The sequence below is a fragment of the Ruminiclostridium cellobioparum subsp. termitidis CT1112 genome, assembly GCF_000350485.1.
In the GTDB taxonomy this organism is placed as follows: domain Bacteria; phylum Bacillota; class Clostridia; order Acetivibrionales; family DSM-1351; genus Ruminiclostridium; species Ruminiclostridium termitidis.
This window is the reverse complement of the sequence record NZ_AORV01000066.1, coordinates 67,594-86,969: the sequence shown is the minus strand read 5'-3', so window position 1 is coordinate 86,969 and position 19,376 is coordinate 67,594. Positions and strand designations below refer to the sequence as shown.

The following is a 19,376-nucleotide window of genomic DNA, read 5'->3' as shown; positions in this document are numbered from 1 at the left end:
AAATGAATAGTGCGGTAAGGGGTGAAACTTGACATGGAAATCTTCCAGATGTAGTATTATTTGTAATGAATTACTTTTAAATCGGTATTGTTTGAAATTACGAACTAACGATTATGAATATAATCTTACTGAAAAACAGGAATTTATAGAATTAGGAGGGGCAAATTTTATGCGGCGTTTTAGAAAAATCATAGTGGACAAGATAGAATATAAATGGCTTTTCCGATATGATGATTATGATTATATAAATTATCCATACCTGCTAATTGTTATGAACTCAAGACAAAAAGCCACACTGAATATAAACTTTCCTATTAAAGAACACTTTATGCTCAATAATGGCTTACCAGCAACTATTCAAGGTAATAAAGTTTCAATCAATTTAAACCAACCTGCATATATTTCTCAAATAATACATCAATGTAGAGAAAATGGAGAGAGCTTTGAACAGGATGGATACAAGTATCTAAATGGATTAGAGGTTTTGAAGGAAATGGGATATGAAATAGATCCGATATATTTGAAAATCTAATTTATAGCTAAGTTATATCGCATTCTTTATACATCAAGAATCATTCTATTACCGCACATTCAGAAAAAATGATGTGCGTTTTTTATGCTTATTTCTGACGCAAGGTAGGAATAGTATAGAAGGCAGCTTGATAAATCTGAGAGAAGATAAGAGAATAAAAATAGAAATTTTATAAGAAACGGCGGTTGTCTTCGGATGACCGTTTTTCTTTCTGTTTTGCGGCATTATCCCATATGGATGAACTTGAGAGAATTAAAGGAGAGTGATTAAATGAGTTAGAAAAAGAAGTACATAATAACGCAAAGACTCACGGTTGGTGGTAAGTAGAACGGAGTTCGGAGATATTATTTCTCTCTGCCACAGCGAGCTATCGGAAGCATTGGAAGAGGCGGAACTTTGATAGCTAGTTGCGAGGTGTAAATTGCACCAAACGGACAACATGCTACCCACATGTTAGGAGAACATATAATAGAAGTTAATCGTAGAATAGGTGATTTTCTCAATCCATATATGTACTTAGTATATCTACTGTCTAAATTACCAAGCTTGAAAGAATTGACGTAAGAATCCATGACACCTTTTCCGCCATGGTAGCCCGAATTGCCTTCCTGGTGCCGCAATGATTCATACAAGGCGCCCCGAGATTAAGCACTTGCAAGCATTTAAGGAGCAAGTAGTATTAAGAGTTTTATCCGGCGAAACAACCATCAGCAAAATGGCTGAGGAACTTAACGTTCATTATACTACAGTTTTATCTTTGAACATCGCTTGGTATTTCGGATTGCAAAGATGTGTAAGGCCTTAGAAGTATCAAGAAGCGGCTATTATGCTTATGCCTCCAGGGGTGTGAGTATTCGAACCGAAGAGAACCGTAAGTTCTAAAAACAATCAAAGAAATCCATGAGAAGAGTAATAGAATCTATGGTGCACCGCTCCTGTATCGTCTATACGGTGAGTATACTTGACTTGTGGGCTGTAATAATATACCATAGGATTATTAAGTTCAATCCATACTTGTATTATTATGGAAAATTTACGAATATTCACGGGGGTTTGTTAAGTGAAAAAATTAGTATCATTAATAAAACTGAATTAATTACTACATCTTACGCAGAGAATGGAACAAAAACAATATATTTGAATCAACTTTCCAATGATGGGTTAGATACCTTTAAATTTTTGAATTTTGCCGCCCTGGACATGGATGGAGATGAAATTCCTGAAATATTTATACAATATTGCTTAACCGGTTACTATCCATACCCTGATTAAGAAATTAAGATATTCCTACAAATTTCAATTTGTAGTTGAGATTATTTATATATTAAGTATCATCCTATTACCGCACATTCTATAACTGAACAGCGGTATTTTTGACTCCAATAACTTCTAAATATATCATTGATGAACAGTAAGTGATGACAAATGATTTAACTGTGTGAACAAAAAGAATGTCTATATTGGGTTAAAAGTACTGGCTTTAAGATGAAAAAGGAGTATCCTGATCTATGGGAAAGTGGTGCAATAAAAATAAGAAGATTTTAGTAGTTTAATTAATTGAGGGGGAAAAGCATATGGACGAAATATTAAAGGTTAGGTTTCAGGATGTTCCTTTAAAACATAAAAACGAGCATCCTGGGTATGAATATTATAAGCGTGAACTAGTACCAAAAGAGAATGCCCAACAATGTTCCATATCTGTTTATGAGATACCTCCTGGCAAATCGGCATATCCGTATCATTACCATACAAGAAACGAAGAAGCATTTTATATTATTAGTGGTAATGGCATCCTTAAAACTCCTTCGGGCGATAGGGAAGTATCTGCGGGTGAATTTTTGTTTTTCCCGTCCAATAAAAAAGGTGCTCACAAATTAACAAATACATCTGAGACAGAAATACTTATATATTTAGATTTTGACACACATAATGAAATAGATGTAGCATTTTATCCTGATTCAGGGAAAATAGGAGTCTGGGGTATGGACATCAACAAGCTATTTAAAATAAACCAGCAAGTCGAATATTATGATGATTAATAGATATATATTAATCAGCTTATTTTGAACAGGGGTATTCATGAAATATACAGATAATACTAATTATAGCAAATATGAAAATATTTTATCCGGCGATAATCCAAGTTATTCAGGAATCTTGGCAGGTGAATGTAAAGGAGATCATTTACATGTATGATGTAATCATCATTGGTGCAGGCCCGTCAGGTTGTACTGCTGCCCGGGAATTGGCCTGCAGCGGTCATAAGGTATTGCTGATCGAAAAGTTCAGGCTGCCAAGAAACAAATCCTGTTCAGGTATTCTTATCAGGAAATCCATGGATCTGATCCGGCAATACTTTGGGGAGGATGTGCCGGAATCAGCCATGTGCAAGCCCTTTGACAACCGGGGTATGATTCTTACAAATGACAGGGGTCAGGAGTACCGTTTTGAACAGGAAGGATTAAATATATGGCGAAATTCCTTTGATTATTGGCTTGCAGCAAAGGCTGCCCGGGCCGGCGCAGAGATACGGGACGAAACTGCCGCCATATCCTGTGAGGAACAAGAAAAGTATGTACTTGTAAATCTCAGAGGTACTTCTACATATTCCGAAAAAGCAAAAGCAGTCATTGTATGTGACGGGGTGGTGGGCTCTGTTAAGCGTAAACTGCTTCCGGCACGCCAAAACTATGTAACCACTTACCAGACCTTTAACAAAGGCCGTATAGATTTGGACCGGCACTATTTTTATGCCTGGTTGCAGCCCTGTCTTTCAGAGTACGATGCATGGTTCAACGTAAAAGATGATTATTTGATTTTAGGTGTGGCAGTTAAGGATATATGCAAGCTTGAATATTATTATTCAAAATTTATTTCCTATATGAAAAAACATCATAATGCAATAATTGAAAAGCAGGAAAAAGCAGAAAAATGGCTAATGCCCCACATTATGCCAAAATGTCCCATTGATTACGGAAAAGGGAGAGTGCTGTTTGCAGGTGAAACGGCAGGATTCCTGAATCCGATGGGTGAGGGTATTTCTGCCGGAATGGAAAGCGGGCATGCTGCCGCAAAGGCCATAGAACAAGCCGGTTTAGACAGTGTTTCGGATCTGAAGGCATTACACCAGGCATATATAAGCAGCACTGCAGTACTTAGAAATTATATGGAAAGACAATGGAATTTCGTTGCAAATATATCGGATAGTTTCGGTTATATGAAATTGTGAGGAATTAAATATATTTATAAAATAAAAGCTTTAATATAAAACTCCTTCCTGATACTTAGAGCGTAGGTTACTTTTATCAGGAAGGAGTTTATATTTTTTATACCACCGGAATTATTAAATTCTTTCTCTAAAGTCTTTTAGATGCACAGCTTATTATGGATAATTACTCCCATGTGGTTCAAATCCAGTTCCAGAGCTTTATGGAATTGTTCCCGGGCATTATGGGCAGCTTCCAGTCCCAGATAGCTAAGACCCAGCTTACCCAAACCCATGAGATATCTGCAGTGTATAACGTTCCTTTTGTCCAGGTCTTCGTCAAATATTAGAAAATCGGGAAGTGATACTGCAAAGTAATCTATGGTAACATGATCATTTATATGGGTTTCACCATAAATTATCAATTTATCGAAAATTGCTTTTGCCTTGTCAGCATTGCCCAGCTTGATATGAGCCAAACCTTGATAAAAAATCATTTCGGGGGGCTGATCGTTGTAGTACATTGCACTTGTTGGCTCATCAAGTCCGACCGATGCCCTAAGAAAGTATTCTTTTGCCTTGTCGGCATCCTTCAGGCCTTCATATGCACAACCCAGATAATAATTCAGATTGTTTTCCTGTGTACCGAACAGCTTACCTTCTCCTAAATTGTGAGGGTAAGTCAGGGCTTCGCTTAATACGGCTATGGCAGCTTCATACTTATTCCCGGATATGAGCTCTTTTCCAAGCTCTATATTGCAGTTGACATACTGCTTTGTAATTTTTCCTTCTCCGCCTTCCCATGGATGGAATTTTCTCTTTGAAATCAACTCTTTGGCTTTCCGGAAATCACCGCTGATATTGATTAATGTAATATATTCAACATACAGGTCATCCCGGATTTCAACCAGATCAATATACTTTTCAAAGTTCCTGAGCCGTTCCTCAGGTGCGACACCGAGTTTTTTATACAGCTGATCCAATTCAAGGAAAACTCTTGAATCCTCCTGATTAAGCCGGAAGGCTTTCTCAAGGGACTCCCTGGCCCTGACCTCATCGTGGAGCTTGTTGTAGTAGGCCAAAGACAGATTTCTGTGAACCGTAGGATAGGTATCGTCCAGCTCTCTTGATTTTTCCCAGCAGGCCACAGCTTCTTCATACTGTTTTTTGTCATACCAGAGGTTGCCCAAATAGTAAAACGCTTTGGAATCGGCGGGATTGACCCTTTGAACCGTTTGCAGGAGAAGTATGTCTTCGAGGCGGTTTGGGAAGCAGTAATCCGGTTTTGCTGACGCACCCTTAGTGAAGTAATCCCTTGCGGCTTCATCCTGTCCCAGGGACAAAAGATTCCAGCCTGTATAGTAATAGAGCATTGGGCTGACATCCCCGGCCGCACTGTTGGAAATAAGTCTCTCAAGTATTTCGGCAGCTTCCTTGTACATACCGCAGTCGGAATAATCCAGGGACAATTCTATATAGTTTTTCAGGTCATTTCTCATGAGAGTGACAAGTTCCTCGAGAAGCCGACCGGCTGACTCAAGATTTCCGGCCTCCCTGGCTATAAGGTATAACTCGTTTCTGGCACCGAAATCCATAATATCTATTTCAATTGTTTCTTTTGCAAAGCTTTCGGCTTTATTAAAGTTTCCGGATTTGCGCAGCAAAGCTGTTTTCAGGTTTCTGGCCTTGAAGTTGTGATAATTCCTGACTATCGATTTTTCTACATGCATAAGTGCCAGTTCAAACTCCTGCCTCATGCAATTTATTTTGGAAAGCGAGAAGTAACCGCAGTCCTGCATTGCCACATTCCAGCATGCCTTATAAAAAGCATCATAGGCCTCATCCAGCTTACCCTGCATTTTCAGGGAGAGCCCAAGATTGTAGTAAGGTTCGCCGTCGTAGGGATTGGGGTTATGGCGGGTTGAGGTCTTAACAGCAGTTCTGAAATATTGCTCGCTCTTAGCAAACAGGCCTCTTCTGAACAACAAGGTTCCGTAGGCGTTATTTATGCGGATATCTTCAGGGTCTCTGCGCAAACCTTCCTCATAATAATTCTCCGGTTCATAGGTGGCATGCCTGTATTGTTCCAGGTGGATGCCCGCAAGATACAGGGCCTCGGTATTGGTCAGCTCCGAAGGCTGGGAAATGGCCTTTGCGGCATTTGGGACTAAATCCTGTTCAACAATTTTAGGAGTATATGACACAAGCACTCTGCCATCCTTAGCAGTCACCGTAAGTGTCAGGTCGGTTTCAATATCACCCTGTACAAGTCCGCATTCAAAACTGCAGGTACTTACAGGTGATATTTCAGTTGTGATTTTGTGATAAACCGAATTTTTACCTTTCAACTCAACTGTTGCATCTTTAAACACAGAAGTGGCGTATACCGATACCCTGATGATCCCTTTTTCTACCTCTAGGTTTACTGCTGCATCAGTCGATGCGTTTTTTACCATACCTATGTTTTTATAGGGCATGAAGTATTGTGTGAAGGTCTTTTCCTCGTATGGGTTGAGCCAGGTAAAGTCAGGCTGGTTATCGGTATAAACTCCGGTCATAAGCTCAATATAAGGTCCGTCTTCATCGGTAAGATTTCTGTCCCATGCCTGGCCAAAATCACCATTGCCCCAGGTCCACTGTTTCTTGCCGGGAGAGATGTGATGGTCTGCAACATGCAGCAGGCCAGCTTCTTTTTGATGATCGTAGCCCCCGACAAAATTGTAGTCGGATTTGTAAGCCATATAGGAGGTTGGAACAGGGATGTTTTTATATTTTGATATATCCACTCCCGCCGAATAGTCTACTTTATAGTAGGTACCTGTTGCTATGGGGAAGGAGGAAACATCTCTTTTGCCATGGTCAAATACTGCCGTAACATCAGGCGGGAAAACCGACTGAGTGTGATCGTTTACTGCAACGGCAGGGTTTGCCCACCACAGGAAAGTCTGCGGTTCGCAGGTCCTGTTGTACAGCTGTGCCTTTATTTCCAGGTAAGCTTTATCAGGATATATGGTAAAACCTGCGGTTACCTTTGTTCCATACATCTGATCAATTTCGCCCACCCAGCAGGTTTTACTGCCGTCTTCATTCTCCTTGAGGGTATACTCAACCGGAGAGTAGGTGCTTGGTCTGTGGTGCTGCGGCCAGTTGAATTCGATGCCGCCGGATATCCAGGGACCGGCAAGTCCTACCAGGGCAGGTTTTATAACCTGATTGTAATAAACGAAATCGTAGTTGTTTGTTTTGTCAAATGCTCTCTGGATCCTGCCTCCCAATTCGGGTATTATCCATATCTGGATATAGTCGTTTTCCAAAAATACCACACGGTATTTCTGAGTTACTTTACTGTCATATATTTTGTCGATTACAGGCAGGGGATAAACTTTTCCGGAGCTGCCCTGGTAGACCCTTTTCTCCAAAAACATGGGGTTTTTATCGGGTTTTCCTGCAGGATAGGTCGGGAGCTCGATGTCTTCTTCCCACATTAATGCTTTTCCTTTTGAATCTGCCATTAATAATACCTCCTTATTCATAAAAACTGATTCTTTCATAGTTGGATATGAAGCTAAATCAAATTATATTTCTATATTAACATCATAATATACCTGATAGAATGGAATAAAAAACGAAAGAGATGGACTATATTACTATGAGAATTTGATTTTTCAAACATGGTATAATAAAATAAAGCATATTGGAAACTTTTTAAAATACAATAACTGTTATTGCAGGAGAGTGGGGCGGAAATGGGGCAAATAAGAAAAATTCAGGGCTTTAAAGATGAAAAGGCAATTGTGTTTCCAAGGCTCTTTCTTGAGTCGGCTAAAAGTGATCCGCTGGTGGCTACCATATATCCAACCGATATTGGATTTTATCCACATGCACAATTTCACTATAGGGAGCGTTTGCGGGGCTGCGAGCAGAACATACTGATTTATTGTACGGGCGGAGAAGGTTTTATATTGCTGGACGGCATAAGGCACAGCATTGAAAAAGACACTCTTTTGATAATACCTCAGGGAATTCCGCATACTTATGGTGCAGGTAAATCAGATCCCTGGAGCATATATTGGCTCCATTTCCTTGGGAGCAACGCACAAAATTTTCTTAGAAATTTAGACATTGAAAACCCGGCACTTCATTATTCGGCAGATAAAACCTCAAAGGTCAGACTTTTGTTTGAGGATATTTTCAGGGTTCTGGAAAAAGGGTTTACCCAGGAGGCAATGATCTATTCGGCACAGGTGGTTGCTAATATTCTAGGAGCCTTATTATTCCAGACCCCCAATCTGGTTAGTGTTCCAAAAGAAACGGCACTCCAGGTGGAGGAGTCCATTCTTTTTATGACAATAAATTTGAAGAGGAATCTTACTCTCGGGGAATTATCCGACCAGGCAAATCTATCGCCCACCCATTACAGTTTTTTATTTAAGAAGAGGACAGGGTATTCTCCCATAGATTATTTTTTAAGATTGAAAATAAAAAGCGCATGCCAATACCTGGATACCACGCAATTGAGAGTTAATGAGATTTGCCAGCTGCTGGGCTTTAACGACCCGTATTACTTCTCACGCGCATTTTATAAGATAATGCAGATGTCTCCCACTGCATACAGGGCTGTAATGAAAGGGTAAATGCTATTGGACAAGGAGGTTAGTTTTCATTACATTTTGTGGCCACAAATGTGGCTCATGGAGGTTAATATGATATACGAGAGTATTTTTAAAGGAACGAAATCAATAGTAATTGAAAGTGAGAAGCTGAAGGTAATAGTTCTGCCTGAGCTTGGCGGAAAGCTTGCATCTATTTTCAACAAACCAAAGGAATTTGAACTGTTATTTCAAAATAAGGCCGATACATATAAAAAGGCCGGCATATATGAAGATTTTGGCAATTACGATGCATCAGGCTTTGACGACGCCTTTCCGTCAATAAACGAAGGTATGGTACCGGTAGGGGGAGAAGTGATAAAATACCCCGATCATGGTGAAATATGGACTATGGCCTTCAGCCGTGAAATTGCTGGTGAGAAGCTGGTCCTGCATGGAGTTAGCTCGATTTTATCATATGAGTATAAAAAGATACTAAGTGTACAGGGGGATCAGCTTTTGATCCAATATATCATTAATAACACCGGTACCGCAGATATTCCCTGTTTATGGGCAATGCACTGTCTTATCCGGTGTGAAGAGGATATGGAGCTGATATTTCCCGAAGGAACAAAAGAGATAAGAAATGTCTATAAAAGCAAGTACTTGGGAGAGGTAGACCGGATTCATCCCTATCCGTCGGTTCTTATGGAGGATGGGAGCGAATTCAGACTGGACAGGATTTTCCCGGAGAATGCCGGAAAGTGTGAGAAATATTATGTGAATGGCAAGGTTGATACGGGAATGTGCGGAGCCTATTATCCCGGCAGGGATGTAGCCTATAGGGTATATTTCCATAAGGAGAGACTGCCCTATTTGGGATTCTGGCTCACCGAGGGAGGCTTCAGGGGGGACTATAATTGTGCCATGGAGCCGGCTAATGGCTTTTATGATTCAATAGCAACCGCACTGAAAAATAATGCGGTGTACAATTTAAAAGCCGGAGAAGCCTTGACCTTTGACTTAAAAATTGAATTAAAGTGATGCAGACAATGTTGAAAATCATAAATAAATTCTATGTAACCCGAAAATGTAACACGAAAAAATATTTTCAAAAAGTTATTGACTCCGACCCTGGATCAGACCTTATAGTAACATCTGGGAGATGAAACGCATGTCGTATACGGTGAATGAAGTAGCAAAAATATCCGGCGTAACAATTAAAACACTTTATCATTATCAGAAGATCGGATTGCTTATGCCGGAAAGAGTTGCTGAAAACGGATACAGGTATTACGGTGACAAAGAGCTTGAAAAGCTCCAGCAAATCCTGTTTTTCCGTGAACTTGATTTTTCACTGGAGAAAATAAAACTTGTCATGCAGAACGAACCCTCCCGGCTGCGGTGCCTATGCGAACAAAAAACTCTGTTGATGGCGCGCCGGCAGAGGCTGGGCAGCATATTGCACACGCTTGAAGAAGTTATTATTCATGCGGAGAAAGGAGTTACTATGAGCAAAGAAAAAATGTTTACGGGACTGAACAGGCAGGAGTGGGAGGAAACGCTGTCGGGGCAAAACGAATACCTGAAAAAAGAATATGGATACGATATGCTGTCCGAAAACGATATCAAACCGGACGAACTCAATGAGCACTCCTAACAGGCTGCAAAGTTTATGATGTTCATGGCTGATGCACTGAAAAATGGAGTTCGGCCTGATGATGCCGGCATTAAGGAGGCTATTGGGAAGCACATCTCCTATGTTAACGAAAAGATTCATCCCACAGATGCCAGAGCCTTTTTGGGAGACGTACCACACATTCATTAAAAAGATGTGTGGTTTTTTTTAGTTATATGTTATAGGGCTGTATTCAAATGCCATATTGAGGTTGGGTTTATGCATTTACTGGAAGATGTTTACAAAACAAGTCATTATAATTATACATATTTTATAAAAATGGAATATTGTGGAAGATGCATTTGACATGATAAAATCGTAACAAATAAACGGAAAAGTATTAATAAAATACAATTTGGAACAAAGAGTCATGAAATTTATAAAAAAGGAGGGTGCACATATGCTTGCAGAAAAAGATCAGGTTTTTTTAAAAAATGAATCCAACGAGATAAGAAAATTAATCATCAGATTTTCAAATCCGGAATTGTCGAATCATTTCGGAGGTCCCTTCTCTTCTGTGGAAATAATGACATATTTATATATGTTTGTTATGAAAGATATGGATTTATCACAAAAGGAGAGGGATAAACTTATACTTTCAAAAGGCCATTGCTGTCCGACCTTTTACGCACTTCTGGGACGGCGGGGATACCTTTCGGAAGAGGAACTCCATACTTATAAAAAATTAAACAGCCCCTTACAGGTTCAGCCCGACATGAAAAGGCTTCCGTTTGTAGATTTTTCTTCCGGTTCGTTGGGACAGGGCTTATCGGTTGCAGTGGGGATGGCAATAGCAAACAAAATGAAGAACTCAAAAAATAATATATATGTCATTCTGGGGGATGGAGAAATCCAGGAAGGACAGATATGGGAAGCAGCAATGGCAGCTTCCAAGTACAGGCTTGACAATATTATATGTTTTCTTGACAAAAATAATCTGCAATCTGACGGAAATGTATGTGATGTAATGCCTATAGAACCGGTAGCAAAGAAATGGGAAGCTTTTGGCTGGTTTGTAACTGAAGCTGACGGACATGATTTTTGCCAGATCGATCAAAAGTTTAAAGAATGCTCACAAGCGTCCGGTGTTCCCAAAATGATTGTCTGCAATACGGTAAAGGGCAAAGGCGTATCGTTTATGGAAAATAAGTATGAATGGCACAGCAAAATCCTCAGCAATGACATGAAGCTGCTGGCGCTGAAAGAACTGGAGGGGATGGTATGTTAAAATACGAAACCATGCAGGAATATTCCGAGGCCTTGCTGTATCAAGGCGAAACAAATCAAAGGATTGTTGTGGTGGATTGTGATCTTGGGGAGCCCTCAGGAACAAAAAGTTTCAGGGAAAGGTTTCCCCACCGTTACATAAATGTGGGCATAGCCGAGCAAAATGCCGTGGGAGTTGCGGCAGGTCTGGCCAGCGAGGGATTTATACCCCTGGTGCATTCCTTTTCCATGTTTGCATCCTTAAGAACCTGTGAACAGATAAGGAACAGTCTCTGCTATACAAATATGAATGTCAAGGTTGTGGGAACAAGAGCCGGAATTTCCAACAGCTACCTGGGAGCAACACATCATGCAATTGAGGACATTGCAGTAATGTCATCCATACCAAACATGGTTGTTGTTTCGCCCTGTGACGGGAAGGAAGTCAGAAATGCTTTAAAAGCTTCCATAGAATATGACGGTCCTGTTTACTTGAGAATAAACAAAACCAATACCGAAAATATCTCAAAAAATGATTTTATGCTGGGTAAAGCAAGTGTGATAAGGGAAGGCAGGGATTTGACGCTTATAGGAACGGGGGATCAGGTAATAAACTGTGTTAAGGCAGCAGATACATTAATGGGATATGGCCTGAGCGTCAGAGTCGTAAATATGTCAACCATAAAACCTGTGGATGAGCAGATAATTGTTGAAAGTGCAAAAAGAACCGGGGCTGTGGTCGTTGCCGAAACCGGTAATATGTTAAACGGCCTGGGGGCTCAGGTTTGCAGGGTGGTATGCAGGGAAAGACCTGTGCCTGTGAGAATTGTCGGAATAAATGACAGCTTTACCGAGACGGGGAGTTATTACGAATTGATGCACAAATACCGTATAGACGAGAACAGTATTGTAAAAGCTGCGCTGGAAAGCGTGAATTTTAAAGTTCCGATTACTGCCGGGCTGCTGGATGAATTCAAGGATGATATTGCCTGATTGAGTAACTTTAGCAGCATTTGATTTATGAATTTAATACATGAATATGATTTATGAATTTAATGCATGAATTTGATTTATAGATAGTATTTATGAATGGGATTCATGGAAATGTGAAGGCTCATTTGCATATTTGTGGAGGGTAAGAAAATGATAAAAGCAGTTATTTTTGATTTTGACGGAGTACTTTTTAACTCCAGAGAAGTACAGAGAAAAGCTTTAAATGAAAGTTACCGCCTGGTTGTTAAAAATGGACAGCCATCATTTGAAGAATTTTTAAGTCATAGCGGGGATTCAATATTTAATATACTTAAAAAAATGGGTTTGCCTGAAGAAATGGCAGGTTACTACTTAGGCCTGATAAAAGAGAATGCTGGCGGCGTAAAGATATATGATGGGATAAATGAGCTTTTGGATCAACTGCGCAGAGACGGTTTTCGGCTTGCAATATGCACTGGCAGGGATAAAAAAAGCACCATGCAGCTAATTGATATGAACAGCTTGAATGATTACTTTGATGTAATAGTTTGCGCTGATGATGTTTTGTATCCTAAACCGAATCCGCAGATTTTAAATCAGGCTGTCGGCCAGCTGGACATGGTCAAAGAATCCTGCGTAATGATAGGAGACAGCTGCAATGATTTGATTTGTGCAAAAAATGCAGGTGTTAAAAGCATTGCGGTGGGGTGGGGAGATACCTCGGAGGAGGTTTTAAAACAGCAAAAGCCTGATTTTTTTGTCAGATCCCCGGAGGAATTGTACGAGTGTATCAAAGGAAGAGAGCTTCTATTGAGTGTTAACTATTAAGGGGGTGTCATCACATATGGATATAATTAGAGAAGCAAAAAAGGTTTTTGATATTGAAATTGAGACCCTGGAAAGTGTGAAAAACAATTTGGGAACGGAATTTGAAAAGGTTGTTAGAAGCATAGCCGATTGTGAAGGAAGAGTTATTTTTATCGGAATGGGAAAATCCGCGCACATAGCAGGTAAGATTTCAGCTACCATGTCAAGTTTGGGCGTTCCGTCATTTTTTCTGAATGCTGGGGAATGTGCCCACGGCGATCTGGGATTGATACAGGAAAAGGATGTAGTTGTGCTGATAAGCAACAGCGGTGAAACTGAAGAAATAATTCAAATAATACCGTCTTTAAAAAAAATCCAGGCTAAAATCATCAGCATAACCGGGAATAGAAAATCAACACTGGAAAGGAATTCCGGTATCACTTTGAAGCTGAACATCATTCAGGAGGCATGTTCCTTAAATCTTGCCCCCACCTCCAGCACCACGGCTGTTCTGGTACTGGGTGATGCTCTTGCGGTTGTACTGTCCAGGTTAATTAACTTTACATCGGACAGGTTTGCCGTGTACCATCCCAAAGGTGCTTTGGGCAAAAGGCTGCTGACATATGTCAGGGACCTGATGTACTCGGGAGCCGAGAATCCCGTCATAAATGAAGAGGCAGCAATAAAAGACGTTATAATTAAGATGAACAGGGACCAAATGGGAATTGTCAATGTTGTTGATGAGAATAACAAATTAACAGGGATAATTACAAATAAGGAGTTGCTTGACTGTGTGGACAAAAACGGTTTGCATACCGAGCTTAAAGCTTCCGCAATAATGAACCGTTCTCCAAAGGTTGTTAAACCAGACATGAAGGCATCTGAAATAATGGAAATGGTAAATTCAGATTCTGAAATATGGTTTTTGACAGTTATAAATGATTACTTTGAACCTATTGGTGTTGTTAAAGTTAAAGACTTTATCAGGATGGGTCTTTCGGCATAAAAAGATACGATATAAAAACTATAAGACAGAGAGGAGTGGCAACATTAAATGTTAAATGAAACAGCGGCATTCATTATGCCACACTATGCCTCTGACCGGGACCACAGGAATATATTATTCCTGAAAGCTGCCATAGACGGAGTTTTCGGCCAGACCGATGAAAACTGGCATTTGATTATTGTAGATGACGCTTCTGCCAGCATTGCTGCAAAGGACTTTTTAAAAGATCTTTGCCAAAAGCATCCCCGGAGGATAAGTGTAATATTTGAAGATAAAAACAGGGGACAGGGGGCTTGCAGAAATATTGGAATAGAATACGCTTATAAAAATAATTTTCCTATAATTCTATTTAATGATGCGGATGATATCTCACATGAAAAAAGGCTGGAAACAGTAAGAAAAATATTTGCGGAGGACGGGGAGGCAGATGTGGTCTATACTACGTTCGAGGTTATTGACGAGCACAATAGGCCTGTAGCAGCTGAAAAGATTGCACCTTCAATACAGGAAATTATTACATCTCACAAAACAAATCCTCCCCAGGGCCATGACTGCTGGATCAGGATAGGAACCGATACGGGATACGTCAATCTGACTTCTGCGACAGCTGTTAAAACCTGCCTTGCATATAAATGCCCTTTCCCTGAAGAAAGAGTGTCTGAGGATGCGGTAACCTGGATGAAATATTCGGCTTTGGGCGGGAAATTTGTATATACCGGTGAAATCCCATCCCTGTATAGAAATCCACAGAATACTGAAGGTTCTTCATCCCGTACCAGGGAAGGTGGAAGGGAAAAGTTCTTTGAAAAAGTTGTGAAGGTCAATACCGAGGGATTTTTAGAATGTATTGATATGGGCCTGAAAAACGGCAGACTGCAAAACGAACAAATAAAAGAGCTCATGGTGAAGTTTTACATAAAGCAGGCCAAAACCGTCTATTATGAAAAAATATATGATCTGGCCTATAAGGAGATATCAAAAGCATTAAATCTGTCAATAGACCTGGCTTTTAAAAATTTATCCCAACAAGGTCTTGAGGATGTCCTGGAAAAATGCCTGTAAAAATGCCGGTAAATACATGTAAGAGTAACAGGAGGCATTAATATAAATTGTATTCAGGAGGAAGTATATGGTGACTGTAAAGGAAATTGCAAAAATGATCGACCATTCCCTGTTGAGGCCTGAATTGACCGAAGCACAGGTGAGAGAGGGGTGCAGACTGGCAAGGGAGTATGATACCGCTTCAGTTTGCGTAAAGCCCTGTGATGTAAAAATTGCAAAAGAAGAACTTCAAGGCAGCGATGTACTGGTAACCACTGTAATCGGTTTTCCCCACGGCTCAAATAAAACATCCGTCAAAGTGGCCGAAGCTGTGGAGGCCATTGACGAAGGGGCAGCGGAGCTTGACATGGTGCTGAATATCGGAAGGCTGCTTTCAAGGCAGTTTGACTATGTCGAAGCCGATATAAAAGCTGTTGTGGATGCGGCCCACAGCCAGGGTGTGCTTGTAAAGGTGATTCTGGAAAACTGCTATTTAACAGATGAACTGAAGGAAATTGCCTGCAGGATCTGTGAAAAGGTCAATGCGGATTTTGTAAAAACCTCAACAGGCTTTGGCACGGGAGGAGCTACGCTTCAGGACCTTGAACTCATGCGCAGAACATGCAGTGAAAAAGTAAGGGTTAAAGCGGCAGGCGGTGTCAGAACACTGGATGGAGCCCTGGAAGTCAGAAGCAAAGGAGCGGTCAGGTTTGGCGCCACCGCTACCAAAGCTATCATTGATGAGGCTGAACAGAGGGAGAAGGCAGGAATATTACACGAAGCAGAAATATAAAAAGCTGTTAATCAGCGGTTAAGGAATAGCAAAAGTATGAAAAAATACAACTTAGGAGGAAAGAACAATGAAGATAGGAATTATCGGATGCGGGTATATTGCAAACTATTATGCAACAACAATGCCAAACCATCCTGAACTGGAGCTGGCGGGAGTAACGGATATCAATGCCGACCGTGCGGGAAAATTCTCGGAATATTATGGTGTGAAGCATTTCAATACTCTGGAGGACCTGCTGGGAGACAGGGAAATATCCATTGTACTAATCTGCACATATCCCCATACCCATTATGAGCTTGCAAAGGCTATTTTACTTGCAAATAAGCATGTTTATACAGAAAAGCCCATGGGAATGAATTTTGAAGAGGCATCGGAATTGGTTGAACTGGCCAAATCCAGAAAGCTGTACATAGCATCCTCACCTAATATTCTTCTGGGAGAATACGCCCAGGGCATTATGAAAGCCCTGAGAGACAACGAAATCGGCCGGCCGCTCCTGGCATATGCCCACCTTGACGACGGTGCGGTACATCATATGCGCTACTGGACCTGGCACAGCAGAACGGGAACCGAGTGGCCCTACAAAAACGAGTTTGCGGTGGGAAGCCTTTTGGAGCATGCGGGCTACTGCATCTCCTTATTAACCGCGTTTTTCGGGCCGGCCAGAGAAGTGCAGGCCTATACCCGCTGCCTGATACCCGACAAACTGTGCAGGAATGTCAATGACACTACCGGCCCTGACTACAGTGAAATAGTTATTGAATTCAGGTCAGGCATGGTGGGGCGGATAACCATCGGTACGGTGGCACCCCGCAATCATTCCCTTATGATAGTGGGTGAGGAGGGTGTTCTTTCCACCGACGCTCTATACTGGGATGTACAACAGAAGGTGTATATCCAGAGGAGGAAGGATTTAAGATCCACCGATCAGGGGGATGCCAAAGCATATTTAACTGATAAGGAAGAATATACATTCACAAGACCTACAGACTTTGAATTCAGGAGCGGTGACGAAGTAAATGTGGATTGGGCCAAGGGTGTGGCAGAGCTGGCCGAAGCAATATCGCAAAAAAGAAGATGCCGTCTGGACATGGATCATGCACTTCATATTATGGAAATTATTGATGCTGTGAATACCGACAGGAGCTTCAGCGGACCCCAAAAAATAAGAACAAGCTTTGAACCGGTACAGCCTGTGGATTGGATAAGGCAAAGTATTGCATAAGCCGTATGGCTGAGAAGGACTGCTATGGAAAAGAATTCATTTATTAAACCCAGACTTTCGGTATTGATGTTCCTGCAATTTTTCTGCTCGGGTATAATCGGCCCCATTATGAGCTTATACCTTATGAAATACCTGAACTTTTCAGGTGACGGGGCGGGAATTATACTGTCAATGGCAGGAATTACCGCAATCCTGTCCTCCATTATGGGTGTACTGGTTTCGGGGAAGCTCATGACAGTGAACAGGCTGCTGGGTATCTGCCACCTGCTGGCTGCAGTATTTATTATTATACTGACCTTTCAGACGCATTTTGGAAGTGTATTATTTTTATATCTGTTGTATACGCTGTTCTTCGGGTGTACAAACGGGTGTGTATCAGCCATAGTTTTCCAGAATCAAAAGGATGCCGGGAAGAATTATGGCGGCATACAGATGTGGGGTTCCATAGGCTGGATATCGGCAGGCTGGCTGTTTAGTTTTTTCTGGCTGAGAAATCTTGACGGTGCCGAAGCAATGAGCAGGCTGGTGGATTCTCTGAAAATTTCGGGAGGAATATCGCTGTTGCTGTTTGTCTACACATTTTTTCTCCCTCATAAAATGGAATCATATGCACGAAAGTCCTTACTGCCCAGGGAGGCCATAGCTGTTTTTGAAAAACCCCGGAATCTTTTTCTTGCAGCTGTTATATTCATTACATTTTGTTCATTTCAATACTACCTTTTTGCCATATCACCTTTTCTGCTGCAAAGCCGTTATGATGAGGCGGCTATTATGCCGTTGTCAGGCGTGGCCCAGATATCCGAGGCCATTTCGCTTGGAATATTAGGCTACTTCATCACCTGGAAGGGTTATAAAAAGGTATTGTGCTTTGGGCTTGCGTGCAATGTGCTGCGGTATGCAGCGTTACTGGCAAGCCCTGCACTCCCCGTTGTTTCAGGGGCATTGGTCTGCCATGGACTGGCTTCGGCTTTCTTCTTTACGGCTGCCTGCATATATCTGGACAGCCAGTGCCGGGACAGTTCTGTACGTGCAAGCGTCCAGCAGATAGTAAGTATATTGGCCTATGGATTTGGTGTCTCCTTTGGGAATTTATTTGCAGGCAGGGCCTCCACCCTGTTCGGGACAGAGGCGGCGGGGTTTGTCAATTATGCTGCGTTCTGGGGTATCCCTTTGGCCGTTAGTCTGGTCATGCTGATTTTATTCCTGTTTTTTTTCAAAGCTCATCCCCAAAAGCAGGGTACCGGAGCAGTGGGCTTTGATATTTGATGAATTTTGTACAAAGGAGGCAGCTTTATGATTGGAATTGGAATTATTGGATGCGGGGCCATCACAATATACCGCCATGCCCCTGAATTTTCAAGTAATCCGCATTCGAAAATTACCGGTTATTATAATCCCGACCGCCAAAAAGCTGAAATACTCGCAGGCGGGTATGGAGGGAAGGTGTACGCCTGCTGTCAGGAAATGCTGGAAGATCCTCTGGTGGATGCCGTTTGCATATGTACACCCAATAAATACCATGCTGCCCTGAGTATTGCTGCCATGGAGGCGGGAAAGCATGTTCTGTGTGAAAAGCCCATTGCAACGACCATAGAAGAAGGAAAAAGTATGATTGAAGCTTCAGAACGGACAGGAAAAATACTCATGATTGCCCACGATCTGAAGTTTGAATATGCCCATAAAAAAGCGAAGGAAATCCTTTTAAGCGGTGAAATGGGCAGAATTCTCAGTTTTCGTACAGCCTTCGGCCACGGTGGTCCTGAAAATTGGAGCACTGATAAAAGTATGAATTCCTGGTTTTTCAAAAAAGAAAATACCGGTTCGGGGGTTATGGGCGACCTTGGTATACATAAGGCGCATTTGATTGAATGGCTCATTGAGGATCCTGTTGAGGAGGTTAAAGCTTTTTCTTCCTCCAGGGATAAAAAGCTGGAAAACGGAGATTTAGTTGAAGTCTATGATAACAGCATATGCCTGCTTCGGACCAAAACCGGAATCATCGGGACTTTGACGGCAAGCTGGACCTATTATGGCGGGTTGGACAAGAGCACGGTGATATATTGTTCCAATGGTACGGTCGAAATCTATAATCATCCTGAAATCCCATTAATTTTGACTAAAAATACAAAGGAAAAAATCTGCTATAACTTTGATACACAGAGTAGATCGGGTATAGCAGATTCTTTCATTAACAGTATAATTAATGGCACTCCTCCCGATATACCCGGAGAAGAGGGGCTGAGGGCCCTTAAAGTGGTTATAGCCTGTACCAGGGCATATGAGGAGAATAAAACGGCAGGGGTGGGCAGCTGATTCGGGCCA

17 protein-coding genes are annotated in these 19,376 nt (G+C 41.4%); 16 read left to right on the top strand and 1 reads right to left on the bottom strand.

The genetic code is table 11. The annotated features are described in order from the left end of the window. The first annotated feature begins 169 nt into the window (after window positions 1–169). The 3 genes from CTER_RS24670 to CTER_RS24655 all read left to right on the top strand — a co-directional run bounded on the left by CTER_RS24670 (window position 170) and on the right by CTER_RS24655 (window position 3,761). Window positions 170–532 (top strand): hypothetical protein, encoded by a 363-nt coding sequence (locus tag CTER_RS24670; RefSeq protein WP_004630428.1) that lies wholly within the window; start codon window positions 170–172, stop codon window positions 530–532. A gap of 1,574 nt (window positions 533–2,106) precedes the next feature. Continuing rightward, window positions 2,107–2,571 (top strand): cupin domain-containing protein, encoded by a 465-nt coding sequence (locus CTER_RS24660; protein ID WP_004630413.1) that lies wholly within the window; start codon window positions 2,107–2,109, stop codon window positions 2,569–2,571. A gap of 149 nt (window positions 2,572–2,720) precedes the next feature. Continuing rightward, window positions 2,721–3,761: an FAD-dependent oxidoreductase gene (locus tag CTER_RS24655; RefSeq protein WP_004630331.1), complete on the top strand. Its 1,041-nt coding sequence runs from the start codon at window positions 2,721–2,723 to the stop codon at window positions 3,759–3,761. Window positions 3,762–3,898: 137 nt separating this feature from the next. Here CTER_RS24655 and CTER_RS24650 read toward each other — a convergent pair whose 3' ends face one another. Next, a complete protein-coding gene (locus CTER_RS24650) occupies window positions 3,899–7,249 on the bottom strand; it encodes a DUF5107 domain-containing protein (protein WP_004630411.1) in 3,351 nt (1,116 codons plus the stop codon). 234 nt (window positions 7,250–7,483) lie between these two features. Here CTER_RS24650 and CTER_RS24645 point away from each other — a divergent pair, with 234 nt between their 5' ends. The 13 genes from CTER_RS24645 to CTER_RS24590 all read left to right on the top strand — a co-directional run bounded on the left by CTER_RS24645 (window position 7,484) and on the right by CTER_RS24590 (window position 19,367). Continuing rightward, complete coding sequence (locus tag CTER_RS24645; RefSeq protein WP_004630391.1) at window positions 7,484–8,371, top strand: AraC family transcriptional regulator; 888 nt, start codon at window positions 7,484–7,486, stop codon at window positions 8,369–8,371. Between the two features lie 69 nt (window positions 8,372–8,440). Next, a complete protein-coding gene (locus tag CTER_RS24640; protein ID WP_004630399.1) occupies window positions 8,441–9,370 on the top strand; it encodes a DUF5107 domain-containing protein in 930 nt (309 codons plus the stop codon). A 130-nt stretch (window positions 9,371–9,500) separates the two neighbouring features. Then, window positions 9,501–9,986, top strand: a complete 486-nt coding sequence (locus CTER_RS24635; protein ID WP_004630430.1) for a MerR family transcriptional regulator — start codon at window positions 9,501–9,503, stop codon at window positions 9,984–9,986. 15 nt (window positions 9,987–10,001) lie between these two features. After that, on the top strand, window positions 10,002–10,154 hold the full coding sequence (locus tag CTER_RS28985) for a hypothetical protein (RefSeq protein ID WP_242835080.1): 153 nt from the start codon (window positions 10,002–10,004) through the stop codon (window positions 10,152–10,154). A 250-nt stretch (window positions 10,155–10,404) separates the two neighbouring features. Continuing rightward, window positions 10,405–11,232, top strand: coding sequence for a transketolase (locus CTER_RS24630; protein WP_004630433.1), 828 nt, complete (start codon window positions 10,405–10,407; stop codon window positions 11,230–11,232). Then, entirely contained in the window at window positions 11,226–12,203 is a 978-nt protein-coding gene (locus CTER_RS24625) for a transketolase family protein (protein ID WP_004630450.1), read from the top strand. The genes CTER_RS24630 and CTER_RS24625 overlap by 7 nt, the downstream gene beginning before the upstream one ends. Window positions 12,204–12,353: 150 nt before the next feature. Next, entirely contained in the window at window positions 12,354–13,010 is a 657-nt protein-coding gene (locus CTER_RS24620) for an HAD family hydrolase (RefSeq protein WP_004630467.1), read from the top strand. A 16-nt stretch (window positions 13,011–13,026) separates the two neighbouring features. Further along, window positions 13,027–13,995, top strand: a complete 969-nt coding sequence (locus tag CTER_RS24615) for a KpsF/GutQ family sugar-phosphate isomerase (protein WP_004630425.1) — start codon at window positions 13,027–13,029, stop codon at window positions 13,993–13,995. A 48-nt stretch (window positions 13,996–14,043) separates the two neighbouring features. Further along, complete coding sequence (locus tag CTER_RS24610; RefSeq protein WP_004630405.1) at window positions 14,044–15,057, top strand: glycosyltransferase family 2 protein; 1,014 nt, start codon at window positions 14,044–14,046, stop codon at window positions 15,055–15,057. Between the two features lie 70 nt (window positions 15,058–15,127). Next, entirely contained in the window at window positions 15,128–15,829 is a 702-nt protein-coding gene (gene deoC / locus CTER_RS24605; RefSeq protein WP_200859496.1) for a deoxyribose-phosphate aldolase, read from the top strand. A 67-nt stretch (window positions 15,830–15,896) separates the two neighbouring features. Continuing rightward, window positions 15,897–17,054 carry a Gfo/Idh/MocA family protein gene (locus tag CTER_RS24600; RefSeq protein ID WP_004630421.1) on the top strand — a complete coding sequence of 386 codons (1,158 nt, stop codon included), beginning with the start codon at window positions 15,897–15,899 and terminating at the stop codon, window positions 17,052–17,054. A gap of 24 nt (window positions 17,055–17,078) precedes the next feature. After that, window positions 17,079–18,320 (top strand): MFS transporter, encoded by a 1,242-nt coding sequence (locus CTER_RS24595; protein WP_004630408.1) that lies wholly within the window; start codon window positions 17,079–17,081, stop codon window positions 18,318–18,320. 27 nt (window positions 18,321–18,347) lie between these two features. Next, window positions 18,348–19,367 carry a Gfo/Idh/MocA family protein gene (locus CTER_RS24590; protein ID WP_004630366.1) on the top strand — a complete coding sequence of 340 codons (1,020 nt, stop codon included), beginning with the start codon at window positions 18,348–18,350 and terminating at the stop codon, window positions 19,365–19,367. The last annotated feature ends 9 nt before the right edge of the window (window positions 19,368–19,376 follow it).